Source organism: Vibrio sp. SCSIO 43153 (assembly GCF_023716625.1).
GTDB classification, from domain to species: Bacteria; Pseudomonadota; Gammaproteobacteria; order Enterobacterales; family Vibrionaceae; genus Vibrio; species Vibrio rotiferianus.
Map to the genome: position 1 here is coordinate 1,396,788 of NZ_CP071855.1, position 23,353 is coordinate 1,420,140.

Consider the following 23,353-nt stretch of genomic DNA (forward strand, 5'->3'; position numbering starts at 1 on the left):
GAGTCGATTGAAGCCTAGTGGCTCTATGTAAAATTGACTCAACAAAGAATAAAACGCTTTTAGCCGAACCCTTTGGGCAGCGTTTGTAGGTGCTTTCTACTGCGTTATCGGCTTATCAGGTAGAATAGCTACATATCAAAGCCTCTGCCTTGTATAAAACATCTACAAACTGCTGCAAAAATCATCACAAAAGGTCAACAGACCCTAACTCGTGTGATTTTTCTCAGTATATCAAAATATTATTGTGAAACATTTTTTTACGATTGTTGAAGCACGAAAAATAAGGCGTTTCAATTCGTGCTCGATGCAATAGTTTGGCTCAACTAGGCACCTGATGGGGTAAACGAAGGTAATAACCTTTAGAGTACGAAAGATGGCTGACACAACCCTGACAAAATAGGGGATTGCGAACGAATAGGAGAGGTGATTAACTCAACTTTCCTAAGTAACAGAGGTTTAAATAAACTTAATGGACGACCCCTTTAGTCGACTGAACAATTCACTGTATGGCTTCCAATCACAGGAGGCGCACTCATGTTAGAACTTTTCATGCAACCAGAAGCGTGGGCTATCTTCGCTACCTTGTTTGCTCTTGAAGTTGTCTTAGGCGTTGATAACGTCGTATTTATCTCCGTTCTGTGTGAACGATTACCACAACACCAGCGTAAACTTGCTCGAAATCTAGGTATTGGCCTAGCGGTTATGGCGCGTATTGTTTTGGTGTTCTCGATCTCTTGGATCATGCAGCTTACCCAGCCATTAATCAGCTTCAGCGACTACGCGTTTACCGGTCGTGATTTGATTATGATTGCGGGTGGTGCGTTCCTACTGGCGAAAAGCTTGAAAGAGCTGTGGAGTTGGTTAACACACACTGAACACGGTCACTCGACCCATGTTCGTACTGGCCTTGCTGTGGTTCTGCTGCAGATCGTTGCCGTTGATGCCGTGTTCTCGATGGACTCGGTGATCACTGCGGTTGGTCTAACGAGCGAAGTACCAATCATGGTGGCGGCGATCATTTCGTCAGCGATTGTGATGGTGTTGACGGCGGAGAAAATCAACAACCTAGTGACGCGTTACCCGGGCTTTAAGACCCTTGCACTGCTGTTCCTAGTATTGCTAGGTGGTCTGTTGATGGCAGAAGGTTTTGCAATTCACATCAACAAAGGTTACGTGTACTTCGCGATGGCGTTTGGTCTAGTGCTGGAAATGTGTCATATCCAGCTTAAGAAAAAACAACGCCCAGTGATTCAACGAGTTCGTCCAATCCGACCTCGTTCTATTGCGCTTCAAACTCGATAATTGAAACGCAACAATTGAACCTGTTTAAGCCGCTCTTGAGAGCGGCTTTTTTACGTCTGTACTTTGTTATTTGTGTGGATTTGTCGTGTCGATAGAAAATGGAATTTGTTGTTGTAGCACGGATTTCTTATATAGACCGCCCAAACCTACACGAGTGTACAAAATAGAATGAACAAATTGATCGACGCGTTATCGACGCACGGATACTACATCTGGGATGATTTTATTTCTCAAGAGGAAGTGGCTGAGCTGCGTGACTGTATTCCTGATGATTGGAAGAAAGCACGTATTGGTCGTAACGACGACGTGACTCGTATTGAAACCATTCGTAGTGACAAGATCCAATGGTTGAAGCGCGATATGGGCGCGCCAGTGGCGTCTTTCTTAGACAAGATGGAAGAGATCCGTTTGGAAGCAAACCGTCATTTCTTCCTTGGTTTGTTTGAGTATGAAGCGCACTTCGCGAAATACGAGAAAGGTGACTTCTACCAAAAACACCTCGATTGCTTCAAAGGTAATGAAAACCGCCGTTTAACGACCGTGTTCTACATGAATGAATCGTGGAGCGAAGAAGATGCTGGTGAATTGGTGGTATACGATTTGAACGACAACGAGATTGCAACGATTCCACCGCGTTCGGGTCGTCTGTTCGTGTTCTTATCTGAGCAATTCCCACACGAAGTATTACCGACAAACGCTGAGCGATTCAGTATTGCGGGTTGGTTCCGTATTAACGGTGTAAAAGACAACCAGCTAGATATCGCACACTAAACGAAAAGGACACGTTAGACGTGTCCTTCTGCTTCTTGCTAGAGGTTATTCCACGTCTGTGGAAATTTGGTAGCAGTATTCTAGGTGTTGAGTCAGGACGCCATAAACATCGTGGCAGAGTTGTTGACTATCAATCATTTCATCCATGAGTTGGGCGATTTGATCTTGTGTCATTCTTCCTCGATAAGGGCGATCTTGGGACAGAGCTTGGAAGACATCAGCAACCGCGATAATTCTTGATGGCATATCGAGTTCTTCTGCCGTTTTGTGGTAAGGATATCCAGAGCCATCCAGTCTTTCATGATGATTCGACGCCCATTCTGCTATCTTGGCGTTTGGAAACACTTTATGAAGTGCTAGCTCTGTGTCTATCGTATGACGTTTGATTCGAGTGTATTCCTCTTCATCTAGCGCACCTTCCTTATGCAGGATCTCATCAGGTGTTTTTAGCTTTCCGATATCGTGCACTAGACCAGCGATAAATATCATCTCTTGATGGTGTTCATCGAGCCCCATTTCTTTTGCTAGGTACCTTGAAAGCTCTGCAACCTTTTGAGAATGCTGATAAGTGAAAGGGCTTTTAGCATCAACGATCTTCGCTAGAAACAACCCAAGGCTATTGAGGTCTTCAATCGTGAGTTGTTTTTGTAACCAATCTATATTTTCGAAACTTAAACCGATGGTTTCGATGTTTTCTGACTCCATTGCAAACCAGAAACCGTCTGTCATGATGAGTTTCACCATCGCTTCGCACATGTCGGGGTTAAATAGTGTTCCTGAGTTCGCGAGTACGGCTTCGGCGATAATATTTTCATGCAGTGTCACCAAATCTGAGTGACAGTCTGTAGCGTAATGAGCTCTTAAAAAATCTAATCGGTCAGACAAGTAGAGAAGGGCAGCGATATCTTTTTCAAATGGTGAAATATCCGATTGTTCTAGGTCTTGCCAACGAGTGTGGTGATGAAGGATAGGCGTCGCAAATTGAGCGAGCAAGCTACATTGTTTTAGCGACTGATACCCTCTAATGCAATGCGCTTGAGCATCCTGAGGTACCAACTCCTCGAGTAGCATCATATGCTCTTTAGTCTCAGAAACACCACAATCATGAATCATTCCAGCGAAGTAACAAAACTCCGCTTTTTTAATATCCCATTTCATCGCGATTGCACATTTATAAGCGATATACGCCACTCTGTGACTGTGGTGCGTGTCATCCACTCCGACGTAATCGAGTGCTCTCGCTACCCAAATTAACGCATGTTTAAGATCTACTTCAAAGCCTGTTGGTGAATAGTTAGCAGGGGATTGCTTCATTACTTTGTCCGACGTTTTAATTATTATTTATATATGTGTTATCTCAGTAATGATACTTGGTGTTAATAAAAAATATTATCCTCATTTAAAGAATTAAGTCATTAATTTGAACTGGGTAATAGTTTGGTTGATAAAAATGGGAACATGAAATATCAAAGTGAGGTAATCTCCTTTTGACATGTAATTGATTACTATTACCATTAAAGGGGTGGCGATGAATAGAGTTGTAGTTTGGGGCGCAAGCAGTGGCCTTGGATTGGCAATTGCAAAGTATTTTGCAGAGAAAGGTGCTGAAGTGGTTGGCGTAGCGAGAAATCCAGAAAAAAGCCCAGAATTGAAGGGGATTTGTCAGTCTACATTTGCATGTGATGCTACGGTTGCTGAAGAGGTTGATCGCGTTGTTGAAAAGCTTAATCAAGAAGACATCATCATCAGCACAATGGGCAGTTTCCGTGCAGACATTCCGGTAGATTACCTTGGCCATCGTTACCTTATCGATGCTGCCTGTAAAGCATCGCTCAAGCGTTTTGTTCTGGTCACGTCACTTGGTTGCAGTGATAGCTGGAAATACCTTTCTGACCGTTCTAAAGCGGGTTTTGGTGGTGTCGTTCGTGAGAAATCACTGGCGGAAGCTTGGTTACAAACCAGCGATTTGGATTACACGATAATCCGCCCAGGAGGATTAAAAGATGGTGAAGCTACTGGTACTGGCGTATTGGGCGAACCCAAAGAGGTTCATGGGTTGATTTATCGCCAAGAGGTGGCGAGATTGGCTTATGAAATGCTAGAAAGAGGGGAAGGCAGCCACCAAATTTTCCATTGTGTTGACTCACAACTTGGTTAGTCGATCTGATTTATAGCGATTGAGGGGGCATACGGTGTGTTCCCATTTGTTTTTCTGAATGGAGAACAACCCGATCCCTGCCAAGTTCTTTGGCTTGATATAACGCGGCATCTGCTTTATCGAGCAGTACGCAGGTATCAATATATTCACCCTCTTGGCTCGAACAGAATGCAACACCAATAGAAATTGATAACACTCGATCTTTTGCCTGCGATGCGTGTTCAATGTTCAGATCTTTAACTTCTTTCCTGAGGGTTTCGCCCAGAATCTCACCCTCTTCTAGGCTGGTAAGGTTAACCATCAATACAAACTCTTCTCCGCCCATTCTAAAAGCATAGCCATGGTGGATATCGGCTAATTTACTGACCACTTTGCTCACATGCATTAAGGCTTCGTCGCCACAAAGGTGACCATAGTGATCGTTGTAAGCTTTGAAAAGGTCAATGTCGATATAGAAGCATGTAATATAACCTTCTTGAGATTGATAGCTCAGTAATCGGAAAGAAGAGTCGAGAGAGCGGCGATTTAACAATCCAGTTAGAGGATCATGTTTTGTGAGTTCGTTTAATCGCTTGTTTTTATCAGTGACCTTATCGACCAGTTGACTAAAAGATTTTGCTAATTCGCCAATTTCATCTGTTCTATGGCTTTCTGGCACTTGCAACACTGAAATGGATTCAAAGTTTTGTTTCATGAAATTTGATAGGCGCTTAATCGGCGAAGATAGGCGATAGGACAAAGTCAGTAGTAGTGGATACGAGATGGCTAAGCTGATAACGATTTCTTTGAATAAATCGAGGATGAATGCCTGTTTGATTTCATTAATTTGTTCAATGTCATATAAGATTTCGATAGAACCGGACACGTCAATTACCAGAGGCACTTTGACATACATAAGTCCTTTCTCAAAATCAATATGGCTCTTGTCCTCTGCACGACAAGGCGTAAGGTCTTTGATGTATTTTTGGTTGAACTCCAAACTCTGGCGATACTTTGATTTAGCATCTAATAACCGATTAATCAGGTAATCAACTTTGTCTGGAGTACTAAGGTTTGAGTCTCTAACGGAATTAAGGCGGCTGAGTCGCTGTTGGAGTGTTGATTCATAATTAGGAGGGTAGTGGCTACGCCAGACTTCGCCTATTTCTCTGCTGTAGACGATCTCCATACGATGTTGGCTTATGGAAGAATTCCCAGACACGTACAGATAGTTAAGCTCACCTTGCATATTGAGTTGAGCTTTTAATGCAGGAAGCAATAAATTCGCGTAGTTGTTGCCATGTACAGCATCACTTACATGGCTAACCAGCGCGGCTACACTATGTTCCCTGGATGTAATAGTCGTTTTTATGATGGTATCCATAGAGCTTTGATAGTTATAGATACTTAAACCACCAATCATGACTAAAACCAAAAGAAAATGTGAGATGAATATAGTACTTCTTATTGAATTTCTCACTACACCTTTCACTCATTAAATACATCAATAATCGGTACTGCACAGGTACCATTGATGCATATGTCTTTGTAGCCATTATGGCATCGATAACAGGCTTCGATATTCAAGGAGGGATGCTGTGCTGATATGTCATTACCTTCCCTATCAAAAGAGCCATACAAGGTTTCGCCAGCCAAATGTTCCGTTACAAAGATAATATTGGACTCCTCATACACAGCGACAGCTGTAATACCATCGGTATAGGGCCCATGAGCTTTATATGCTTCTAGTTTTTTTTGAGGGACATAGATAGAAAGGTTGGTTCCTTTCCCGCCATTGGTCCAATTGTACGTTTTTACTGTTTGCTGAATAAAAGTTGGGGTTTCCGGAGGTAAAACCACGTCACTTGCAGGAATAATACTTCGCTTCACAAGAACATAGTCTTCCCAGTTATTAGGAAAACTCGCCATTGAAGAAGCGTAAACAGATGAAGATACCAGTAACATTGAATACAAGACGTGTCTCATGATGAGCCCCCCAGTACATCTTGATATATAAATGGTAGTTGATTGTTCGAGGGTTTGCGGTGAAAGGTGGTATGAACACAAGTTTTTAATTGTGAGCTATAGTTCTAGAGCAAACTAGAATAATTACTCAAGTTTACGACGTTGGGCTTGGATTGCCCTGAATAAGGAAATGGAATTGATATGCTGAAACACCTTCTTTATCGTGGTTACACCAATGGACTGAAAGCGGCAGCTTACGTACTCCCTTTGCCTAAACCGACCTTGTTTTCGGGACCTGGTAGTCTTCATGAACTGACAGAAGCGATTGCTGACCTTGGATTTAAAAAGTTGCTCCTTGTGACCGATGACGGGCTGGTAAAGGTCGGTATGGCGGAACAGGTGGTGGAAAGTGCAAAAGCTAAGGGTTTAGATGTCGCGTTGTTTTCTGAAGTGAACCGCGACCCCACCTACGATCAAGTCGAGAGTGGTTTAGCGATGTATTTTGAGTCAGAGTGCGATGCGATTTTGGCGTTAGGCGGTGGATCGGCCATGGATTGTGCCAAAGTCATCGCAGCCAGAGTGACAAACAAGAAACCCATTAAGAAACTCACTGGTCTGTTTCGCGTGTGGAGAACGCCTGCACCTTTATTCGTGATTCCGACGACATCGGGTACTGGGTCGGAAGTCACAATTGCAGCGGTGGTCTCTGAACCAGATACCCACCACAAAACGCCATTAATGGATCCGAAGTTAGTGCCTTTGATGGCGGCATTGGATTCGAATTTGCTGGTTGGTTTGCCTGCGAAGATAACGGCTGATACAGGTATTGATGCGTTGACACACGCGGTAGAAGCTTACATTTCTCGCAACGCGACGATGGAAACCAAAGCGTATTCTGTTGCTGCCATCAAACTGATATTCAACTACCTACCTCGTGCTGTCGAAGAGGGCAGTGACTGTCAAGCTCGACACAAAATGGCAATGGCGTCTTACTATGCGGGTTTAGCCTTTACTAAGGCGAGTCTTGGCTACGTACATGCATTCGCTCATAACTTGGGGGCTAAGTATGGCTTGCCTCATGGCATGGCAAATGGTCTTGCTTTATTGCCTGTCCTTCGATTTTCTTTCTCTGAGATTGAGCCGCAACTGACCGCCCTAAGTGAAGCCCTGATAGGAACGCAAGGTGGGCATGTGCCTAGTGCACAAGACTTCTTCGATCGACTGGAGGGGTTGTACAACGAGATTGGCATTGAGCAAACGTCGTTACTGTTGCAAGCGTCTGACACCGACGAGTTAGTGACTTTAATTCTCAAAGAGGCGCATTGGAACTACCCAGTGCCTAAATTTATGAATGAAGAAGAGTGCGGCCAATTGCTTGCGGAAATCAGAGTTTAGATATGGGTGTATAAAATAATTTACGCGTGTGGATTTTTATCCTTACACTTTGCTTGATCTTATTAGAAAGATCCTACAAAATCGTCATCATTCCAAATATGGTGTTAGTTTTGGCGTGCCGTTGCCCGATCTGATGCTGACTAATCTTATTAAGCTGTAAAGATAAATATACAATGAGTCAATCTAAAGTGTTTGGTAGCACCCTGATTATCGCAGGGACTACGATTGGTGCTGGTATGCTGGCACTTCCTCTTGCCTCTGCAGGCATTGGTTTTTCTACCTCTTTAATTATCATGCTGGGGTTGTGGGCATTAATGGCGTTTACGGCGCTGTTGATGCTGGAGCTTCACCAGTATGCGGACAGCAGTGCAACCCTCCATACTCTGGCGAAACAAATCCTTGGTCAGAAAGGCAAGTGGGTCGCGAGCTTTGCTATGCTGTTCTTGTTCTACTCATTGTGTGCTGCTTACATCGCTGGTGGCGGTGCTCAGTTCGGTGACCGTCTAACAGAATGGTTTGGTCTGGATATTTCTGGCTCCACGTCTACCATCATCTTCACGCTTATCGTAACAATGGTTGTGACGGTTGGTACGGGTACGGTAGACAAGGTAAACCGAGTGCTGTTTGGTCTAAAGATGGTGACCATGATTGCAGTATTGTCATTCCTAGCGCCAAACGTGACCGAATCTTACTTACTGAGCATGCCAATTGAGCAAGGTCTTGTCGTTGCAGCGATTCCAGTCATCTTTACCTCTTTTGGTTTCCACGGCAGCATCCCTGCGATTGTTAACTACCTAGATGGCGACACTTCGTCTCTACGTAAAGCGATTATCGTTGGTTCGACGATTCCACTCGTGATCTACATTTTCTGGCAAATCGTAACCCTGGGTGTTGTAAGCCAAGATACCTTGATTGAAAACGGCGGTTTGAGCGCGCTGATTGGTCAATTGTCTCAAACTGTTCACCAGTCAAATCTTGGTAGTGTGGTAGGCGTATTTGCTGACCTTGCGCTTCTGACGTCTTTCCTAGGTGTGAGTTTGGGTCTGTTTGAGTTCTTGGGCGACACAATCAAAGGTGACAGTGAAAAGCCAAATCGTTTAATCGCCGCAGTGGTGACTTTTACACCGCCACTAGGTTTTGCATTGTTCTACCCACAAGGTTTCATCATGGCACTAGGTTACGCAGCGATTGCTTTGGCAATTCTTGCTATCTTCCTACCGCTAGTGATGGTGGTGAAGGTGCGTCGTTCTGATGAGTTTACTGGTGAATACCGCGTTGCGGGTGGACAAGGGGCTCTATTAGTAACGGGCATTGCCGGCACGGGCATCGTGATGGCGCAGCTACTTATTACTTTGGGCGTACTTCCTGCATTGGGTTAATCACCAAACTGATAGATAACGAACAACTCATCATGTATTGAAAAGCCAGTGTGCGAAAGTGCACTGGTTTTTTTGATCTGGATTAAATTACCGTAGAATATTCGGTGAAAATATTGGCGAAAAACTGTTTTTATTTCGTACACTTAAGTTGTGGTATGTCGATAATTTAGGTGGAGAAAAGCCGCTCTAATCACATCAAATACGCTGACTTTCATGAGCCTTTTCTTCTGGTTTCTCTACTTGGTGTGGAGGTGAAGTATGGCGCACCGGAGTTTTTACCCGTTTGCAAAGCCGCTCAATGAGCAAATGCAAACTTTGAAGAATAGGATGCAGGCACATTTACCATGTGTCGATAGGGTGTCTTTTGCGAAGTATCACCCTAAACAAGGCATGCTTAAATCTTTTGCCGAAAGTGAGTTCGACACTTGGTGTTTGGCTCATCACGAAGCGCCACTTCGAAAACTGCACAATCTGAGCATTGCCGCTGACAATGCCATCCCTCGTCTTGTTAACGATCTCTACGACATCAACCACTGTCCACGTATTCAAACCTTATTAAAAGAAGGTTACCACTCGTCTGTTGCTATCCCTTGTTACGACCAGCAAACCTTTACTGGGTTCGTGTTTCTTAATTCTATTCAGCCTAATGCGTTCAGTGTAGAAGCGTTGAATGGATTGAAACCTTACTTTGAAATGGTGCAATTCGCGGTTGAGTCTGAAGATCATGTTGTCAATGCGATTGAAATATTGGCAGAAAGAATGCAGTGCTTGATGCCGGGCTACTCGCCTGAGGTTTACTCACACACCAAGCGTATTGGTATGTACGCCCAATTGATTGCGACAGAGCTTGCCGACTCTTATCAGTTTAGCGATGAAGTTGTCGAGCAAATCGGAATGTTCACTCGTTATCATGCTTTGAGTGATATTAAGCTCCCCGCTGATGTGGTGTGCAACCGCCGCTGCGTGAATGCAGAGCAAGAAGCGTTGTTAACTGAGCACATTGAACAATGCGTTGAATCAGCAGATAACATTGTGGCGAGAATTGGTAATCCGGTTCACCCGAGTGTCACTCTATTCCAACAAATTACCTCTTATCAATATGAAAACCTTGATGGATCCGGTTACCCGTATGGTCTGGATCGTTCAGGTATTCCTATCGCCGCTCAAATCGCGGCAGTCGCCAATGTGTTTGATGTCATGACCACCCATCATCCATATCGTCAAGCGTGGTCAATTCCGTATGCCTTGTTAGAGCTTGAAAAACGCGTTTATCAAGGTTTGTTATCCCGAGAGTGCGTGAATGCCTTGCGCGATCATCAAGGCTATCTAAAACAAATCATTCATAAGTACCCAGAGCATTATGCTGGTATGGGGTTAATGTGAGAGTAGAGGAGCGAACGGTGAAGGGAATCAAAATATTGACTAGGAGGTCAGAATAAATAATACTGTATATGTATACAGTAACTCGTTTGGAGGTGAAGTATGTTGTGGGAAACCCTAGAAAGAGTAAACCGCTTACGCCAACAAGCACTTGCGAATGCTGAATTCGTAGAGTCGGCAAAGGAGCATGAAGAAGCCTTGCATGACCAAGAGTATCACTATCAACCAAGAAAGCGTTCAGCCAAAGACAAACAAGGTAAGAAGTCGCTGGCCGATATCTATAAAGAAGTAGAGTTTGGCGCTGACGCTCGTCATTAACTGGTTCAACAACGCTGCGGCTCTCATCCAACTCTTCCTATCGTCGCAGCTTAATTTATTCCTTGAGCGAGCATTGTGAATGGCGATGCTCGCCAACAATAGTCCTCGTTTCCAATCCCTATATCGTTTCGCTTTAAATCACTTTAGCTCCTTGCTTCTGACGTGCTTGCTTTAACGAGAATGTGTCTTCAGTAAGATTTATAAAATTATTTATTAATGATAATGACAATGGTTTGCATTTGTATCTTCGCTGTTATATAAAGCCAAGCTTATTAATCGTTTTGTTGAATAAAATTATAAAACGTAACGGGAAGGTAGACGGCAAAGCGAAGTTTCACCAGCCCCGAGACGTAAATAGGATTAGGTGAAGTAGGGATGTTAGAAGCCAAGGCACTCCAATTCGACATTGACGGTAAGTCTCTGTTGAAAGCATTTGATTTGACGTTTGAAACTGGAAAAACGTACGCGCTTGTCGGACACAATGGTTCTGGCAAATCCACACTTCTTAAGCTGCTCGCTCAGCAGCAACCATACAGTGAAGGCGATATCTTGCTGCATGGTGACAACATCAACCGTTTATCGGCAAAGAAATTTGCTCAGCACATCGCTTATCTCCCTCAACATTTACCGATGACCGACAGCATCTTAGGCCGAGATTTAGTGAGCTTTGGTCGTTACCCTTGGCATGGTTTGCTTGGCAGGTTAAGTGCGAAAGATAAAACCATCGTGGAAGAGGCGATGGAAATGACAGGAACAACCAAATATGCCGATCGCCTTGTTGACACGCTTTCTGGTGGTGAGCGTCAACGCGTGTGGCTAGCGATGCTACTCGCACAGAAAACCGAATATCTGTTGCTTGATGAGCCGTTGTCTGCGCTCGATATTAGTCATCAGGTCGATATGCTTTCTTTGATCTCTAAACTCAGTAAAGACCTCGGCTTAGGAGTCATTATCGTTTTGCATGATATCAACTTAGCTGCGCGCTTTTGTGATGAGATTGTCGCATTGCATCAAGGTGACTTGATAGCACAAGGCGACGTTCAACACGTATTTACCGAGCCTAAGTTACAACAAATCTATGGCATTGAAATGCGTATTTCTGACCATCCTGCTGGGTATCCAGTAGCGATGCCAAGCTAAGTGGGGTCAACAATGGATTGTAAACCACTAATTACTTGGCTGAAGCGAGCCATTTTGGTGACGAGCCTTGCTTTCCCTTTATTTGCTCATGCGGTGGAACAACCGACATCACAGCGAGTGATGTCGGTAGATTGGACACAGACCGAAACCATGCTTGCTCTCGGTGTTGTTCCGGTCGGGGTTGCACAAGGGCAAGATTATGATGCGTGGGTGAAAGCGCCAATGTTGCCAAAACAAACGAAAGATGTCGGTCTAAGAACGCAACCAAACATCGAACGTATCTACGAGCTCAACCCTGATCGTATTTTTATCGCCCCTTACTTTTCTGCCATGGAAAACCGATTAGCAGAAATTGCACCTGTTACAACGATAGACCTTTACGGGCAGGGGATCACTGATTGGTCGGTATTGACTCAATTCACACGCACTTTCGGCAAAGAGCTGGGACGAGAGATTGAAGCTGAAACGTTTATTGAACAGTCAGAAGCACAGCTTGCCTTGCTCAAGCAAAAAGTCGATCAAGATTCAGCCCCATTATTAATGGTCCAATTTATGGATACTAAACATGTGCGTGTCTTTGGCGAGAACAGCTTGTATTCCCAAGCGATAAACAAGCTCGGCCTCACTAATGCGTGGACGGAAGAAACCAATAGCTGGGGCTTTAGTATGGTCGGTATCGACAAACTCGCGGGAATAAAAGCGCAGATCGTCATTGTGGATCCGCTTCCTCATGGTGGAGAACAACGGTTGGCTCAGGACCAATTTTGGCAATATATCGTAGAACAATCAGGTCATCCGGTTATGCGCGTTGATCCTGTCTGGAGCTTTGGTGCAATGCCTTCTGCAGTTCGCTTTGCTCATTTAATCGCTGCGGCAAAAGAGAAGGGGCACTTCTGATGAGAGCTTTTCCTTTATCCTTAGTGATCTTACTTTCCCTGTTCACGATGTCGGTTGGTGCACTACATCTGAGTCAAACCACCGCCTTTTCTATTGGTTTCGCAAGCCTTTGGCAACCTGACTTTCAGTCGATAAATTCAGTGCTTCTTCACTTTAGCTGGTGGCCACGCGTGTTTACGACGGTGATCTCCGGAGCAGGCTTGGCTGTAGCTGGCGTATTGATGCAACAGGTTCTACGTAATCCGTTGGCATCACCAACGACCTTAGGGGTTGCGAGTGGTGCGAACTTTACGCTCATGCTTGCCACGCTGTTCACGCCTTGGATGCTGGACTTTTCTGCCAACTTAGTTGCTTTGGTTGGTGGTGTTACCTCGATGGGGTTAGTGATGCTGCTGTCTTGGCGCCGTGCACTTTCTCCGACCGTTGTTGTCGTTTCTGGCTTGGTGATCAACTTGTACTTTGCTTCTCTGAGTACGGTCATTTTGATGATGAATACGGAGAAGCTCAATGGGCTCATGATCTGGGGCGCAGGCTCCTTAGTTCAGAGTGGCTGGGATGATTTCAGTTATCTTGCACCAAGAGTTGCCATTGTTGCGCTAGTGGCATTTTTGTTTGCTAAACCTTTGAGCCTTTTGGAGCTATCAGAGCAAGGTGCAAAAAGCTTAGGTGTGTCGCTCGCGAAGCTACGTTTTGTTTGCCTTGGCTTAGCGGTGCTTATGACTTCTTGGGTAGTGGCGACGGTGGGCATCATCGGCTTTATCGGTCTTGCTGCGCCAGCAATCACACGCTTGATTGGTGTGCATAAGATTCAACACAAGCTTTGGATTTCAATGTTGATTGGTGCAATGCTTTTGACCCTCACCGATTTAGTGATTCAACAATTACCGGGCTTGATGGCGAGTTTCATTCCGACTGGCGCGGCGACGGCAGCGTTGGGCGCACCCCTGTTACTTTGGTTACTACCTCGATTATCACAAAAGACGCAAGGGCATACGCAAACCGTGCTTACTCGTCATTCAGAGCGCGTCAACAAACTCAACAAACACGCTATCGCATTTACCTTGTTGATCATCTTGGCGGCTGTCGTGCTCTTCAGCACCGTTTCAGTTCAGAACGACGGCTGGACATCGCTTTTCTCTACCCATGAATGGCTATTTTTGGAATGGCGCACACCTAGGCTTTTAGCTGCGGCGATAGCCGGGGCGATGTTGGCGATTGCGGGAACCATGATTCAGCGATTAAGTGGCAACCCGATGGCGAGTCCTGAGGTGATTGGTATCAGCTCAGGAACTGCAATGGGGTTGATCATTGCTATGTTTACGGGCGTCGGTGCATCGGTTGTGACTTTGTCTATTGGTGGCTTGATTGGTGCTTTACTGACGGTACTAATCATTGTCTTGTTGAACAGAAAATCTGGCTTCCAACCAGAACGAATCTTGCTGACAGGTATTGCCATTACTGCACTCATGAATGCCATTCAGAGTTTTATTTTGGCAACGGGTGACCCACGCAGTTATCAAGCGTTGGCTTGGTTATCTGGCTCGACGTATTACGTGTCAATGGACACGCTGCTCCCGCTGGCACTGTCTGCCATTGTGTTTATTGGTTTGAGTTTTGTCTGTGTTCGCTGGTTAGATATTTTGCCGATTGGAGCTTCTTCTTCCAAAGCGCTCGGCATCAAAGTTGACCGTTCTCGTGCCATTTTATTATTGCTTGTGGCTTGTCTTACTGTCAGCGCGACGCTGGTTGTCGGTCCTATTAGTTTCGTCGGTTTACTTGCGCCACATTTGGCACGTTTGTTTGGCTTTAATAAAGCATCGCAACACATGTTGTGTGCCGCCTTGCTTGGCGCTGGTGTGATGTTATTGGCTGATTGGCTGGGCAGACAGGTGCTTTATCCGCAAGAGATCCCAGCAGGGTTGATGGCGTCTCTAATCGGCGGTTTATATCTGATGTGGGGACTACGTCGCCTGTAACGACGGTGTGTGTTTCCTAAATAACATACCAAAACAATAAAAAAATCTATGGCTGGGTGGTCGCTCTCATCACCCAGTTTGTGATGCTCGCAAAACACGTTCGGTGTTTTTGCGTTTAAGGAAAATCAGTGGTTATGCCGGAACCAACCTGTTGAGTTTGTCTATTGGCTCAATGCATAAAGGTTGGAAAGGTTGCCGACAAAAAAGGAGAAAAATGATGAATCGGCAGTTTATGCTAACACCCGCAGCAGTGGCTATTGCGATGGTGCTAGCAACCCCTCAAGTGCTTGCTCAAGAAGATGAAAACATCGTCGTAATTGGCCAACAAGAAGACAGTGCTGTTGGCCCTGACTTTAGTTATCTTGGCGCAAAAAGTCGCACTGCGACAAAAATGGATTTAGCGATCAACGAAACGCCACGCGCTGTTTCTGTTGTGACTCGTGAACAGATGGATGATCGTGCATCAATCAGTGTTTCAGATGCTCTGCAATATACTCCAAGCATTCAAACCAATTACTTTGGTGAAGACAACAAACAAGACTGGTTTATTATCCGTGGCTTTAAGCAGGCGAACAGTGGCTTATATCAAGATGGAACCCGTCTGTACTCATCTGGATTTTACAGTTGGCAGATTGACCCGTTTGCATTAGAGCGAGTGGAAGTGCTACGTGGTGCTGCCTCTGTGCTTTACGGTCAAAACCCACCAGGTGGTGTTATTAACTTGGTGAGTAAACGTCCTCAGTTTGATGCTGGCTCTGGTCAGGTGTCTTTGGAGTATGGTTCTGAAGATCGTAAACAGATTTCTCTGGATGTGAACTCAGAAGTAAACGAGAAGCTTGCTGTTCGTGTGCAAGGTTTGGCACGAAAGAACGGTACACGTGTTGATGGCGTCGAAGCTGAGCGTTTCCTCGTTGCGCCGTCACTGACGTACAAGTTCACCGACGCGTCAGAAATTACTTTGCTAACCAGTTACCAAAAAGATGATTCTGACCCATATCTGCAGTTCCTACCTGTTGAAGGAACATTGAAGCCAAACAAAAACGGTAAGATAAGCGATAGTCTCGCGGTCGGGAACACGGATTGGGAAACGTTTGAGCGTGAGCAGGTATCGGTTGGTTACGAGTTTTCGCACATGTTCAATGACTCGACTTCTTTTGTGCAGTCGACTCGCTACAGCCAAATGGATGTAAAGCTACAACAAATGTATTCGTACGTTTATGCGGCTGACGTTCCGGGGTTAGGTCCATTGCTCGACCCGTTGAATGAACGTAAAAGTATCCTACGTGCTGCCAGTACAGAAGAGGGCTCTTCTGATGCATTCAATATTGATAACCGCCTGATGCACAACATGCAATGGGGCAGTGTTGAACACAACCTCATGGTTGGTATTGACTACCAGATGGTCAGTATTGATGGTAAAGACTTTGCAAGCGACCCACTAGTGGCGGATGGTAATTCCATCTTGAATACACCAATTGGCATGTTACCAGACCCACGTTTTGATGTGTTCAACCCAAATTACTCGAACAATGTTTGGTTGCTAGATCCAACAACGCTTCAACCATTGACTGACGCCGACAAGCAGCGAACAAAGGTTGATAACGAGCAGCTTGGCATCTACCTACAAGACCACATCTTGGTCAATGACAAGTGGGCCGTTCTTCTTGGTGCGCGTTATGATGATACGAGTAATGAAGTTCACAATGTAACGACAGGCTCTCGAACCAAAGTGGATAATGAAGAGTGGACGTTTAGCGTAGGCACTGCCTACATCACGGATACTGGCTTCACGCCATACTTTAGCTACTCGCAGTACTTTGATCCTATTATTCAGCAAGACAGTGCAGGTAAGCCTGCTAAGCCTGAAAGTGGAGACCAATTTGAAGTTGGTGTGAAATACCAACCACGTACCTTTGATGGCTACTTTAATGTTGCCGCTTATCAGGCAACAAAAGAGAACCTAGCTCGAATCCACCTAAATCAATTAACTCAAATTGGTAAAGTGGAGAATAAAGGTATCGAACTTGAAGCGGTTGCCAATGTGACGCCGTCACTAACCTTGCTTGGCAACATCGCGTATGTAGACTCTGAAATCAAAGAAGACGTGAATGCAGCGTGGGTAGGGAACTCACCATCTCAAGTTGCGAACACGGTATCATCTGCTTGGGCACATTACCGTTTCTTAGAAGGAACGCTTGATGGTTTAGCTGTGGGGCTAGGTGCGCGTTACACGGGTGAGTCATACGGTGATAACACGGAGACACTTAAAGTGCCGGGTTATTTCTTGATGGATGCCACTGTGAGCTACCGTATTGGTGATTACAAACTGCAAGTTGCAGCCAAGAACCTAGCAGACAAAGAATACGTCGCAACGTGTGATGGTTTCTGCTGGTATGGTGACCGCCGCAATGTTATCGCAAGCTTAACTTACGATTGGTAAGCGCTAGCACAAAATAAAAATCCCCCGAAAAGTCGGGGGATTTTTTTAGAAATTAGCTTTGCGTACGTAATGAGGGTTTTTGTATTTCTTTTCTGGGCCAAAGTTACTCACAACCAGCTTGTTCCAGAGCGTTTTGTCAAATTCGCCTTTAGGGATGGAAGGGTAGAGTGTTTCTTCTTCTTCCCGAGCAAAGTTCATATATTGCTTTTTCTTTATCTGGTTGTATCGCTTCGCGATCTGATTGTGTTTTCTTACCCATTCCGCTTTATATTCGCGCAGAACTTTCTCGCCTTTCTCTACATCCATTCGCGATAAAAAAAGTCTTTTATAGGAAACTTTTCTATCTAGCATCGTACGCATCACAGTCTGAATATATTTACCGTGATGGGTGATGGTGATGTCATTTTCATCGATAGGCGTTATACACCAGCCTTTGGGTAAAAAGTCTGGTTTTTTAAACTGCTTATTTCGTTCCATCAACACCTGATGCAATACAAGATCAGAGGTGCCACGAAACGTTTTTTGCCACTTCGCAATACGAATTTGTAATGACCCGGGCAAACGATAGATATTAGTAAACTTATCTTGGTCCATGGACTGTAGTCATGACTCTATTTAGTAATATTTAAGATCGCCAAACCAAAGCGTCGGCTAGGGTGGAAGTTCCGAGCCGTATATGAATGGTTGACTTGTTATTTAGCGCGATTTTACAACGAGCGGGCTCAAAATAGCGAGGGGTTATGTCAATAATAGGTAAGAAATATCAAAATTGTTGAAAATATGAAGAAAATGACTGAGCCTCGCTAGCCTAATTTACGTTAGGTTCACAAGGCTCAGGATAATTAAAAAGAACGAGCTTAAACCGCTTCCTCCAACCACTGTTCCTCGCCTTCGAGTTGCTGGATATGGCGATTTGCTTGTTGTAGTTGGTACATTTGAGCGTAACGTCCCTTAAGTTTTAGCAGTTCGGAGTGGGTACCTTTCTCAACTAAATCACCATGATGCAATACCACGATTTGATCAGCATCTAAGATGGTTGATAAACGGTGGGCGATAACGACCAGCGTCATATCTTTACGCAATACTTCTAGGCTCTTTTGAATCAGAGCTTCAGTACCGGAGTCAATGTTCGCCGTGGCTTCATCCAAGATGAGTACCTTAGGCTTCGCAACTAACACACGCGCTAATGCAAGAAGCTGCTTTTGACCAGCTGATAGGTTTGTTTCACCTTGTCCAAGAGTTGTATCTAAACCATTGGGGTAACGACGAATTTGCTCCGACAATCCCACTTTTTCTAACGCATCCCAAATCAATTCGTCTTCTACCGCTCTACCCAATGAGATATTCTCTCGTACGCTCGCTGGCAGAATGTGTGGGTCTTGCTGAACCATAGCAACGTCTTTGCGAAGTACACCTTTTCCTAGGGATTTCAATGGGCGACCATCAATCAGCAGTTCCCCACTGTTTGTTGGATAGAAGCCCATCAGTAGCGAAGCGAGTGTGCTTTTTCCGCTCCCTGTATGACCTACCAGCGCAATAAAGTCCTGATGCGCAGCTTGTAGGGAGATGTCCTTTAAGACGTCTTGCTTGCCATCGTAGCTGAAAGTGAGATTACTTAACTCAATCGCGCCCGTTTGCAGCGGTTTATGGTCGTCACCGTAGCTCTGTTCTTGTGCGTCCATCAACTCAAAAACACGCTCACTCGAAACTAATGCTTGTTGAAGCAGTGCAAGTTGCTGAGTCATTTCAATGAGAGGTTCAGTTACTCTACCTAAGTAGCTTATGAAGGCGTAAAGCACACCGACACCAATCATCTCGATGCCGTTAAAGCCAAAAATAGCTACCAGTGACAGCAATGCGAGACCAGCTAGCAGGTCCATGAGAGGGCGCAGTAAGAAACCATTGAGTCGAATCACTTTCTTTGATGCTACGAGATGGTTAGCCGTCAACTCGTTGAACTGCTTATTGAACCGTTCTTCCTGCTGCATAAGCTGGATGACACTCATGCCCTGTATAGACTCGCTTAAGTTCGCGTTAATGTCGGTTAGCAAATCACGCATATTGCGGTAATTCTCTGTACTCAGCTTTTTAAACAGGTACATAAAGCCAACCACGATTGGAAGAAGAATCAGGACGACTAATGTCAGCTTCCAACTCATGTAAAACATCACACCAAGCATGACTAAAATCATCACAACGTTTTTGACTACCGTTGCGATAAGTAACTCGTAAAACTGCTGCAGAGATTCAGTATCGTTGGTAATACGAGAGACCAACTTTCCTGCAGGTGTGTAGTCAAACGCAGATAAAGGCTGCTTGATTACGCCAGAAAACGTCTGTTTACGGATGGTTTTGATGATATTGGTTGCAACAATACTAAACTGCAAAGATTGAAAGTAAGCAAAGGTTGCAGCAATAACCTGCAGACCGATATATCCAGCCGCTAAGGTAATCAAAATATCTTTGGTGTAATCCCCTTTGGTAATATGCTCATCGATAAAGTATTGAATCAGCCAAGGGCCACCTGCGTTTGCTAACGCAGCGATAAACAGCAGCAACAAGCCTTTAATCATAGGTTTCGGTTGCTGAAGAGGGTAAGACAACAATCGTTTGAATGTACTCTGTTTCATGGTTACTCCTCCATTGCCTGTTCTAGTTTTTGGTATTGGTACATTTCCGCATACCACCCTTGTTGTTCCAGTAGAGCCTGATGTCTACCTCTTTCCGCGATGTGCCCATGGTTCAGCACCAAAATTTCATTTGCGGCTTCCAACGCTGTTAAGCGATGTGCAATTACGATCAGTGATTGATCTCGATAATGTTGCTCAAGGTTCTTCAGGATCTCATGCTCTGTGCGACCGTCTACCGCAGATAGAGCGTCATCGAGAACAAGAATATCCGCGTTAAGTAGCATTGCTCTAGCTATCGCAATACGTTGCTTTTGACCACCAGACAAGGTGATGCCTTTTTCACCGACTTCAGTTTGGTAGCCATCAGGAAACTTCTCGATATCGTCATGGATACATGCGTATTTTGCCGCTTGATAAACCTCTTCTTTCGAAGCCTTTGGGTTGCCTAATGCGATGTTGTCATAAATGGTTTGCGAAAAGAGAAACGGGCTTTGGTTGACGATGGCAAATCGACTACGCCATTCCGAAAGAACAGCATCTTTGATTGAAACGTCGCCAAACTTAATTGCTCCGTCATTCAGCTCATGTTGTCTGAGTAGCAAAGTGAGTAACGTTGACTTGCCACTACCAACGGCTCCCGCAATACCCAGCATTGTTCCTGGCTCAATAACACAGTGCACATTGGTGAGTGCTGGTGGCAATTCTGCAGACCAATGGAAAGATTCAATATCAATGTTAAGCGGCAGAGGTTTATCGCCAAGCGGCTTATCGCCACTGGTGATCTCTGGCTTCTCATTGAAAATTTCTTCTAGACGATTCCAAGCCGCAGAGCCACGTTCCAAGATATTGAATAAGAAAGCAAATGCCAGCATTGGCCAAATCATAAGGCCGAGATACATGGTAAACGCGGTTAAATCACCTAATGTGATGTCTCCTTTATCCACCAAATATGCACCAACTGCCACACTAAGAAAAAAGGACATGCCGATGGTGATTTGGATTGCAGGGTCGAACCGAGCATCCGCACGTGCGACGGCGATGTTTTTACTTCCTGTATCATCAACAACATCTTCAAAACGTTTCTGTTCTTGGTCTTCCAAGCCAAAAGCTCGCAACATCCTTACGCCATTAAGAGACTCTTGAGTCATGTCAGACATGGTGGAAAATGCTTCCTGAGCGATACGAAAACGCTTATGCAGGATGCGAACAATAAAGAAGATCATCACCGCAAGAAATGGCATAGGTAGCAAAGCCATAACGGTGAGTTTCCAGCTGATTTGCGTCACCATGATGATCAGTACTGCAACCCCGGTAATCAACGAATCGGCTGCGGTTAACACACCTTCTCCAGCGGTCATAACGATGTTACGAACGTCGTTAGTTCCGCGAGCCATAAGGTCGCCTGTTTTGAAGCGCTCAAAGAATCGAGGAGGCTGAGTTGAAAGGTGGCGGTATAAGCGATTACGCAAAATGGTACCGAGCTCCCAACTGGCTCCGAATAACCAAATTCGCCATAAAATGCGACAAGCATAAATCGCAAAGAAAAGCGCAATTAATCCACCTAACCACAATAGAAGGGTTTGCGTTGTCATCGTCTGTTGAACAACACCATCGACAATAAGACCTACCGCTTTGGGTGGAATTAGCTGGAGAGCGGAAATGACGGCAAACAGTAAGATTGAACCAACATAGTGCTTCCATTTGAGTTGGAAATACCAACGCAGCTGCCAAAAAATCTTCATCGCGCCTCCTGCTTTAAATTATTGAATTTTTTATAAATCTAATCATTCATTATTCGAGATAATAATATGAATACAAGCACATTCTTTCGCTAAATCATAAAACAATACAATCTATCGGATCGCCATAAACGTTACGGAGAAAAATGTGATCAATAGCTAAATATGGAGGGGGTTTTGGATAAATGTGAAATATTTGTTTAATGCGTGAAATAAAAAGAAACAGTATACCCAAGCATCTCATGGTTACTTGGGTATAAAAGTGTGGGGGGCTTCCGATTGCCTTTAGATGATAAACCCAGCTATTTACTACGATTGAGATTAACAGTCTTCGGTTTTTATATCGTATGAAAGAGCACCGCCCGCTTGTGTGGGGTAGTACACTTCGACATAACAAAGGTTGTGTCGGCTTACGGGCTTGTTGGCGAAGCCGATCAAAAAGTAGGGCTCGTCTGGCGAGTCTTTACCGTACCATCGGTTGATGGTGAGTTGCGGGTCAAAGCCAGCTAGGTCTTTTGCTGCAAGTACAAACTTGATCAATCCGAAATATCCAACCACATCGTTGCGACCGTCGTTATCAAGATCAATATTTTCCGTTGCTCCGCCATCAACATGCTCTTGGGATTGTAAAACGGCTTTAGCATAGACTTGGTCATTGGCGGTTCGCAACGCATCACGCGCACCGACAAGAACCGCAATACGAGCATCTTTTTGGATACTGAGAAAGCGAGGAACGGCAACCGTTCCAACAATCGCCAAGATGGTGATTGTCACGACTAAACCGATAAGAGAGAAACCTCTAGCTGCATCCATATACTGCACCATTTAAGTGGATTTTTTGTGCGACTATTTTCATTTCAATGCAGGGAGGTGGTGGTATGAAAAAAGTATTAGAAAACATGACGAACTTCGGTATTTGGAAAGCCCGATGTAAGGTAGTTATCTTGAGTTAGGGTATGGCAGAGAGAAAGCAGCTGCGGTTTATCTGAGTTGTATTTGGATGAGTCAAATTGATGTAGACCATAGAAAAACAGGTGAGTTGTTCTAACTTATTTTTTACCCTTTATGAGTTAGACTTTTTACCCATTAACATTCTGTTTATGGCTTTTGTTCTACTCAAAACAGGAAAACTCCACAATGCACTAGGCATTTATAAAGCACGCAAAAATCCCATAGGCATTCAATTTAATATCCGCTAATTCATTTTGCCAAGGTTATATTAATTGAGTTGCATTAAAATGATGGGCATAATACTTGGCAGAAGTAACACAGAGAGCAATATAACAAGGCGTTATGTTTAGGCGATAACCCCAAGGTAAACAATCACAACAAATGAAAGGTATTAATAATGAGTAAAGTTATGTTTGAGGATTTCGGATTTAAATTAGCTGTAATCAACCATTTGATGTACGACAATGAACTGCTAACCCCTATTTTCAACCTTGAAAATCATATTAAAAAGTGCCGCAATCTTGATGATAGCGAAGTTCATGAGTTGTTTGAAAGTGAGGAAGGGTACGCTCCGTTTCCTGAAGCAATAGAGTTTTTCAAAAATATTGAAATCCCCCAGCATTTACTGGAAAACATCGATGAGATAATAATGGATGGTGGAGATGAAATATATTCTCAAATTATTCCTTGGTGGGGTGGAGAGGACTATTATGAGATTTTTGGCATCAAGTCAGCCGAAGATGCTGATATGATGAAGAATCTTAAAGAGATCACTCTACTAGATAGTGAAAATGAATTGATAATAGATGACTTTAAGAGAAAAGGCATAGAAGCAGATTGGGTTTAAAATTCACTTACCAAGTTCTTATTTGAACTATAGCAGTATAGCAGGCCTTGTGGTTTCTCATATCAATGGACATTGATCGATCGAGC

19 protein-coding genes are annotated in these 23,353 nt (G+C 44.3%); 12 read left to right on the forward strand and 7 right to left on the reverse strand.

What is annotated here, in order from left to right; genetic code table 11:
- The first annotated feature begins 534 nt into the window (after positions 1-534).
- Positions 535-1,302 (forward strand): TerC family protein, encoded by a 768-nt coding sequence (locus tag J4N37_RS06355; RefSeq protein ID WP_252041939.1) that lies wholly within the window; start codon positions 535-537, stop codon positions 1,300-1,302.
- Between the two features lie 168 nt (positions 1,303-1,470).
- On the forward strand, positions 1,471-2,073 hold the full coding sequence (locus J4N37_RS06360) for a 2OG-Fe(II) oxygenase (RefSeq protein WP_010447697.1): 603 nt from the start codon (positions 1,471-1,473) through the stop codon (positions 2,071-2,073).
- A 45-nt stretch (positions 2,074-2,118) separates the two neighbouring features.
- Here J4N37_RS06360 and J4N37_RS06365 read toward each other — a convergent pair whose 3' ends face one another.
- Positions 2,119-3,387, reverse strand: a complete 1,269-nt coding sequence (locus tag J4N37_RS06365; protein ID WP_045387684.1) for an HD-GYP domain-containing protein — start codon at positions 3,385-3,387, stop codon at positions 2,119-2,121.
- Positions 3,388-3,601: 214 nt separating this feature from the next.
- On the opposite strand from J4N37_RS06365, the gene J4N37_RS06370 reads away from it, so the two are divergent.
- A complete protein-coding gene (locus J4N37_RS06370) occupies positions 3,602-4,231 on the forward strand; it encodes an SDR family NAD(P)-dependent oxidoreductase (RefSeq protein WP_045387681.1) in 630 nt (209 codons plus the stop codon).
- A 10-nt stretch (positions 4,232-4,241) separates the two neighbouring features.
- Here J4N37_RS06370 and J4N37_RS06375 read toward each other — a convergent pair whose 3' ends face one another.
- Positions 4,242-5,633, reverse strand: a complete 1,392-nt coding sequence (locus J4N37_RS06375) for a diguanylate cyclase domain-containing protein (protein ID WP_252041942.1) — start codon at positions 5,631-5,633, stop codon at positions 4,242-4,244.
- 65 nt (positions 5,634-5,698) lie between these two features.
- On the reverse strand, positions 5,699-6,196 hold the full coding sequence (locus tag J4N37_RS06380; RefSeq protein WP_010447705.1) for a hypothetical protein: 498 nt from the start codon (positions 6,194-6,196) through the stop codon (positions 5,699-5,701).
- Positions 6,197-6,376: 180 nt separating this feature from the next.
- Between J4N37_RS06380 and J4N37_RS06385 the strand changes: the two genes are divergently transcribed.
- From J4N37_RS06385 to J4N37_RS06420, 8 genes are all read left to right on the forward strand, one after another.
- A complete protein-coding gene (locus tag J4N37_RS06385) occupies positions 6,377-7,570 on the forward strand; it encodes an iron-containing alcohol dehydrogenase (protein WP_252041943.1) in 1,194 nt (397 codons plus the stop codon).
- Between the two features lie 173 nt (positions 7,571-7,743).
- The gene (locus tag J4N37_RS06390; protein ID WP_252041944.1) at positions 7,744-8,949 is read left to right on the forward strand and encodes an aromatic amino acid transport family protein; all 1,206 of its coding nucleotides are present in this window, start codon (positions 7,744-7,746) and stop codon (positions 8,947-8,949) included.
- Positions 8,950-9,207: 258 nt separating this feature from the next.
- Positions 9,208-10,332, forward strand: a complete 1,125-nt coding sequence (locus J4N37_RS06395) for an HD-GYP domain-containing protein (protein WP_038885426.1) — start codon at positions 9,208-9,210, stop codon at positions 10,330-10,332.
- Positions 10,333-10,431: 99 nt separating this feature from the next.
- The gene (locus J4N37_RS06400) at positions 10,432-10,647 is read left to right on the forward strand and encodes a hypothetical protein (protein ID WP_005433984.1); all 216 of its coding nucleotides are present in this window, start codon (positions 10,432-10,434) and stop codon (positions 10,645-10,647) included.
- Between the two features lie 375 nt (positions 10,648-11,022).
- Positions 11,023-11,787 carry an ABC transporter ATP-binding protein gene (locus tag J4N37_RS06405; RefSeq protein ID WP_138954182.1) on the forward strand — a complete coding sequence of 255 codons (765 nt, stop codon included), beginning with the start codon at positions 11,023-11,025 and terminating at the stop codon, positions 11,785-11,787.
- 12 nt (positions 11,788-11,799) lie between these two features.
- Positions 11,800-12,684, forward strand: a complete 885-nt coding sequence (locus J4N37_RS06410; RefSeq protein ID WP_252041945.1) for an ABC transporter substrate-binding protein — start codon at positions 11,800-11,802, stop codon at positions 12,682-12,684.
- On the forward strand, positions 12,684-14,660 hold the full coding sequence (fhuB, locus tag J4N37_RS06415; RefSeq protein WP_252041947.1) for a Fe(3+)-hydroxamate ABC transporter permease FhuB: 1,977 nt from the start codon (positions 12,684-12,686) through the stop codon (positions 14,658-14,660). Before J4N37_RS06410 ends, fhuB begins: the two co-directional genes overlap by 1 nt.
- A gap of 217 nt (positions 14,661-14,877) precedes the next feature.
- Positions 14,878-17,100, forward strand: coding sequence for a TonB-dependent siderophore receptor (locus tag J4N37_RS06420; protein WP_252042115.1), 2,223 nt, complete (start codon positions 14,878-14,880; stop codon positions 17,098-17,100).
- Between the two features lie 45 nt (positions 17,101-17,145).
- Here the strand turns inward: J4N37_RS06420 and J4N37_RS06425 are convergent, their stop codons facing one another.
- From J4N37_RS06425 to J4N37_RS06440, 4 genes are all read right to left on the reverse strand, one after another.
- Positions 17,146-17,694, reverse strand: coding sequence for an MSHA operon transcriptional regulator (locus J4N37_RS06425; RefSeq protein WP_010447727.1), 549 nt, complete (start codon positions 17,692-17,694; stop codon positions 17,146-17,148).
- Positions 17,695-17,957: 263 nt separating this feature from the next.
- Positions 17,958-19,730: an ABC transporter transmembrane domain-containing protein gene (locus J4N37_RS06430; RefSeq protein WP_252041948.1), complete on the reverse strand. Its 1,773-nt coding sequence runs from the start codon at positions 19,728-19,730 to the stop codon at positions 17,958-17,960.
- Between the two features lie 2 nt (positions 19,731-19,732).
- Positions 19,733-21,472 carry an ABC transporter transmembrane domain-containing protein gene (locus tag J4N37_RS06435; protein WP_252041949.1) on the reverse strand — a complete coding sequence of 580 codons (1,740 nt, stop codon included), beginning with the start codon at positions 21,470-21,472 and terminating at the stop codon, positions 19,733-19,735.
- 318 nt (positions 21,473-21,790) lie between these two features.
- Positions 21,791-22,282: a type II secretion system protein gene (locus J4N37_RS06440; protein WP_171356900.1), complete on the reverse strand. Its 492-nt coding sequence runs from the start codon at positions 22,280-22,282 to the stop codon at positions 21,791-21,793.
- Between the two features lie 535 nt (positions 22,283-22,817).
- Here J4N37_RS06440 and J4N37_RS06445 point away from each other — a divergent pair.
- On the forward strand, positions 22,818-23,267 hold the full coding sequence (locus tag J4N37_RS06445; RefSeq protein ID WP_171356901.1) for a DUF6892 domain-containing protein: 450 nt from the start codon (positions 22,818-22,820) through the stop codon (positions 23,265-23,267).
- Positions 23,268-23,353 lie beyond the last annotated feature (86 nt).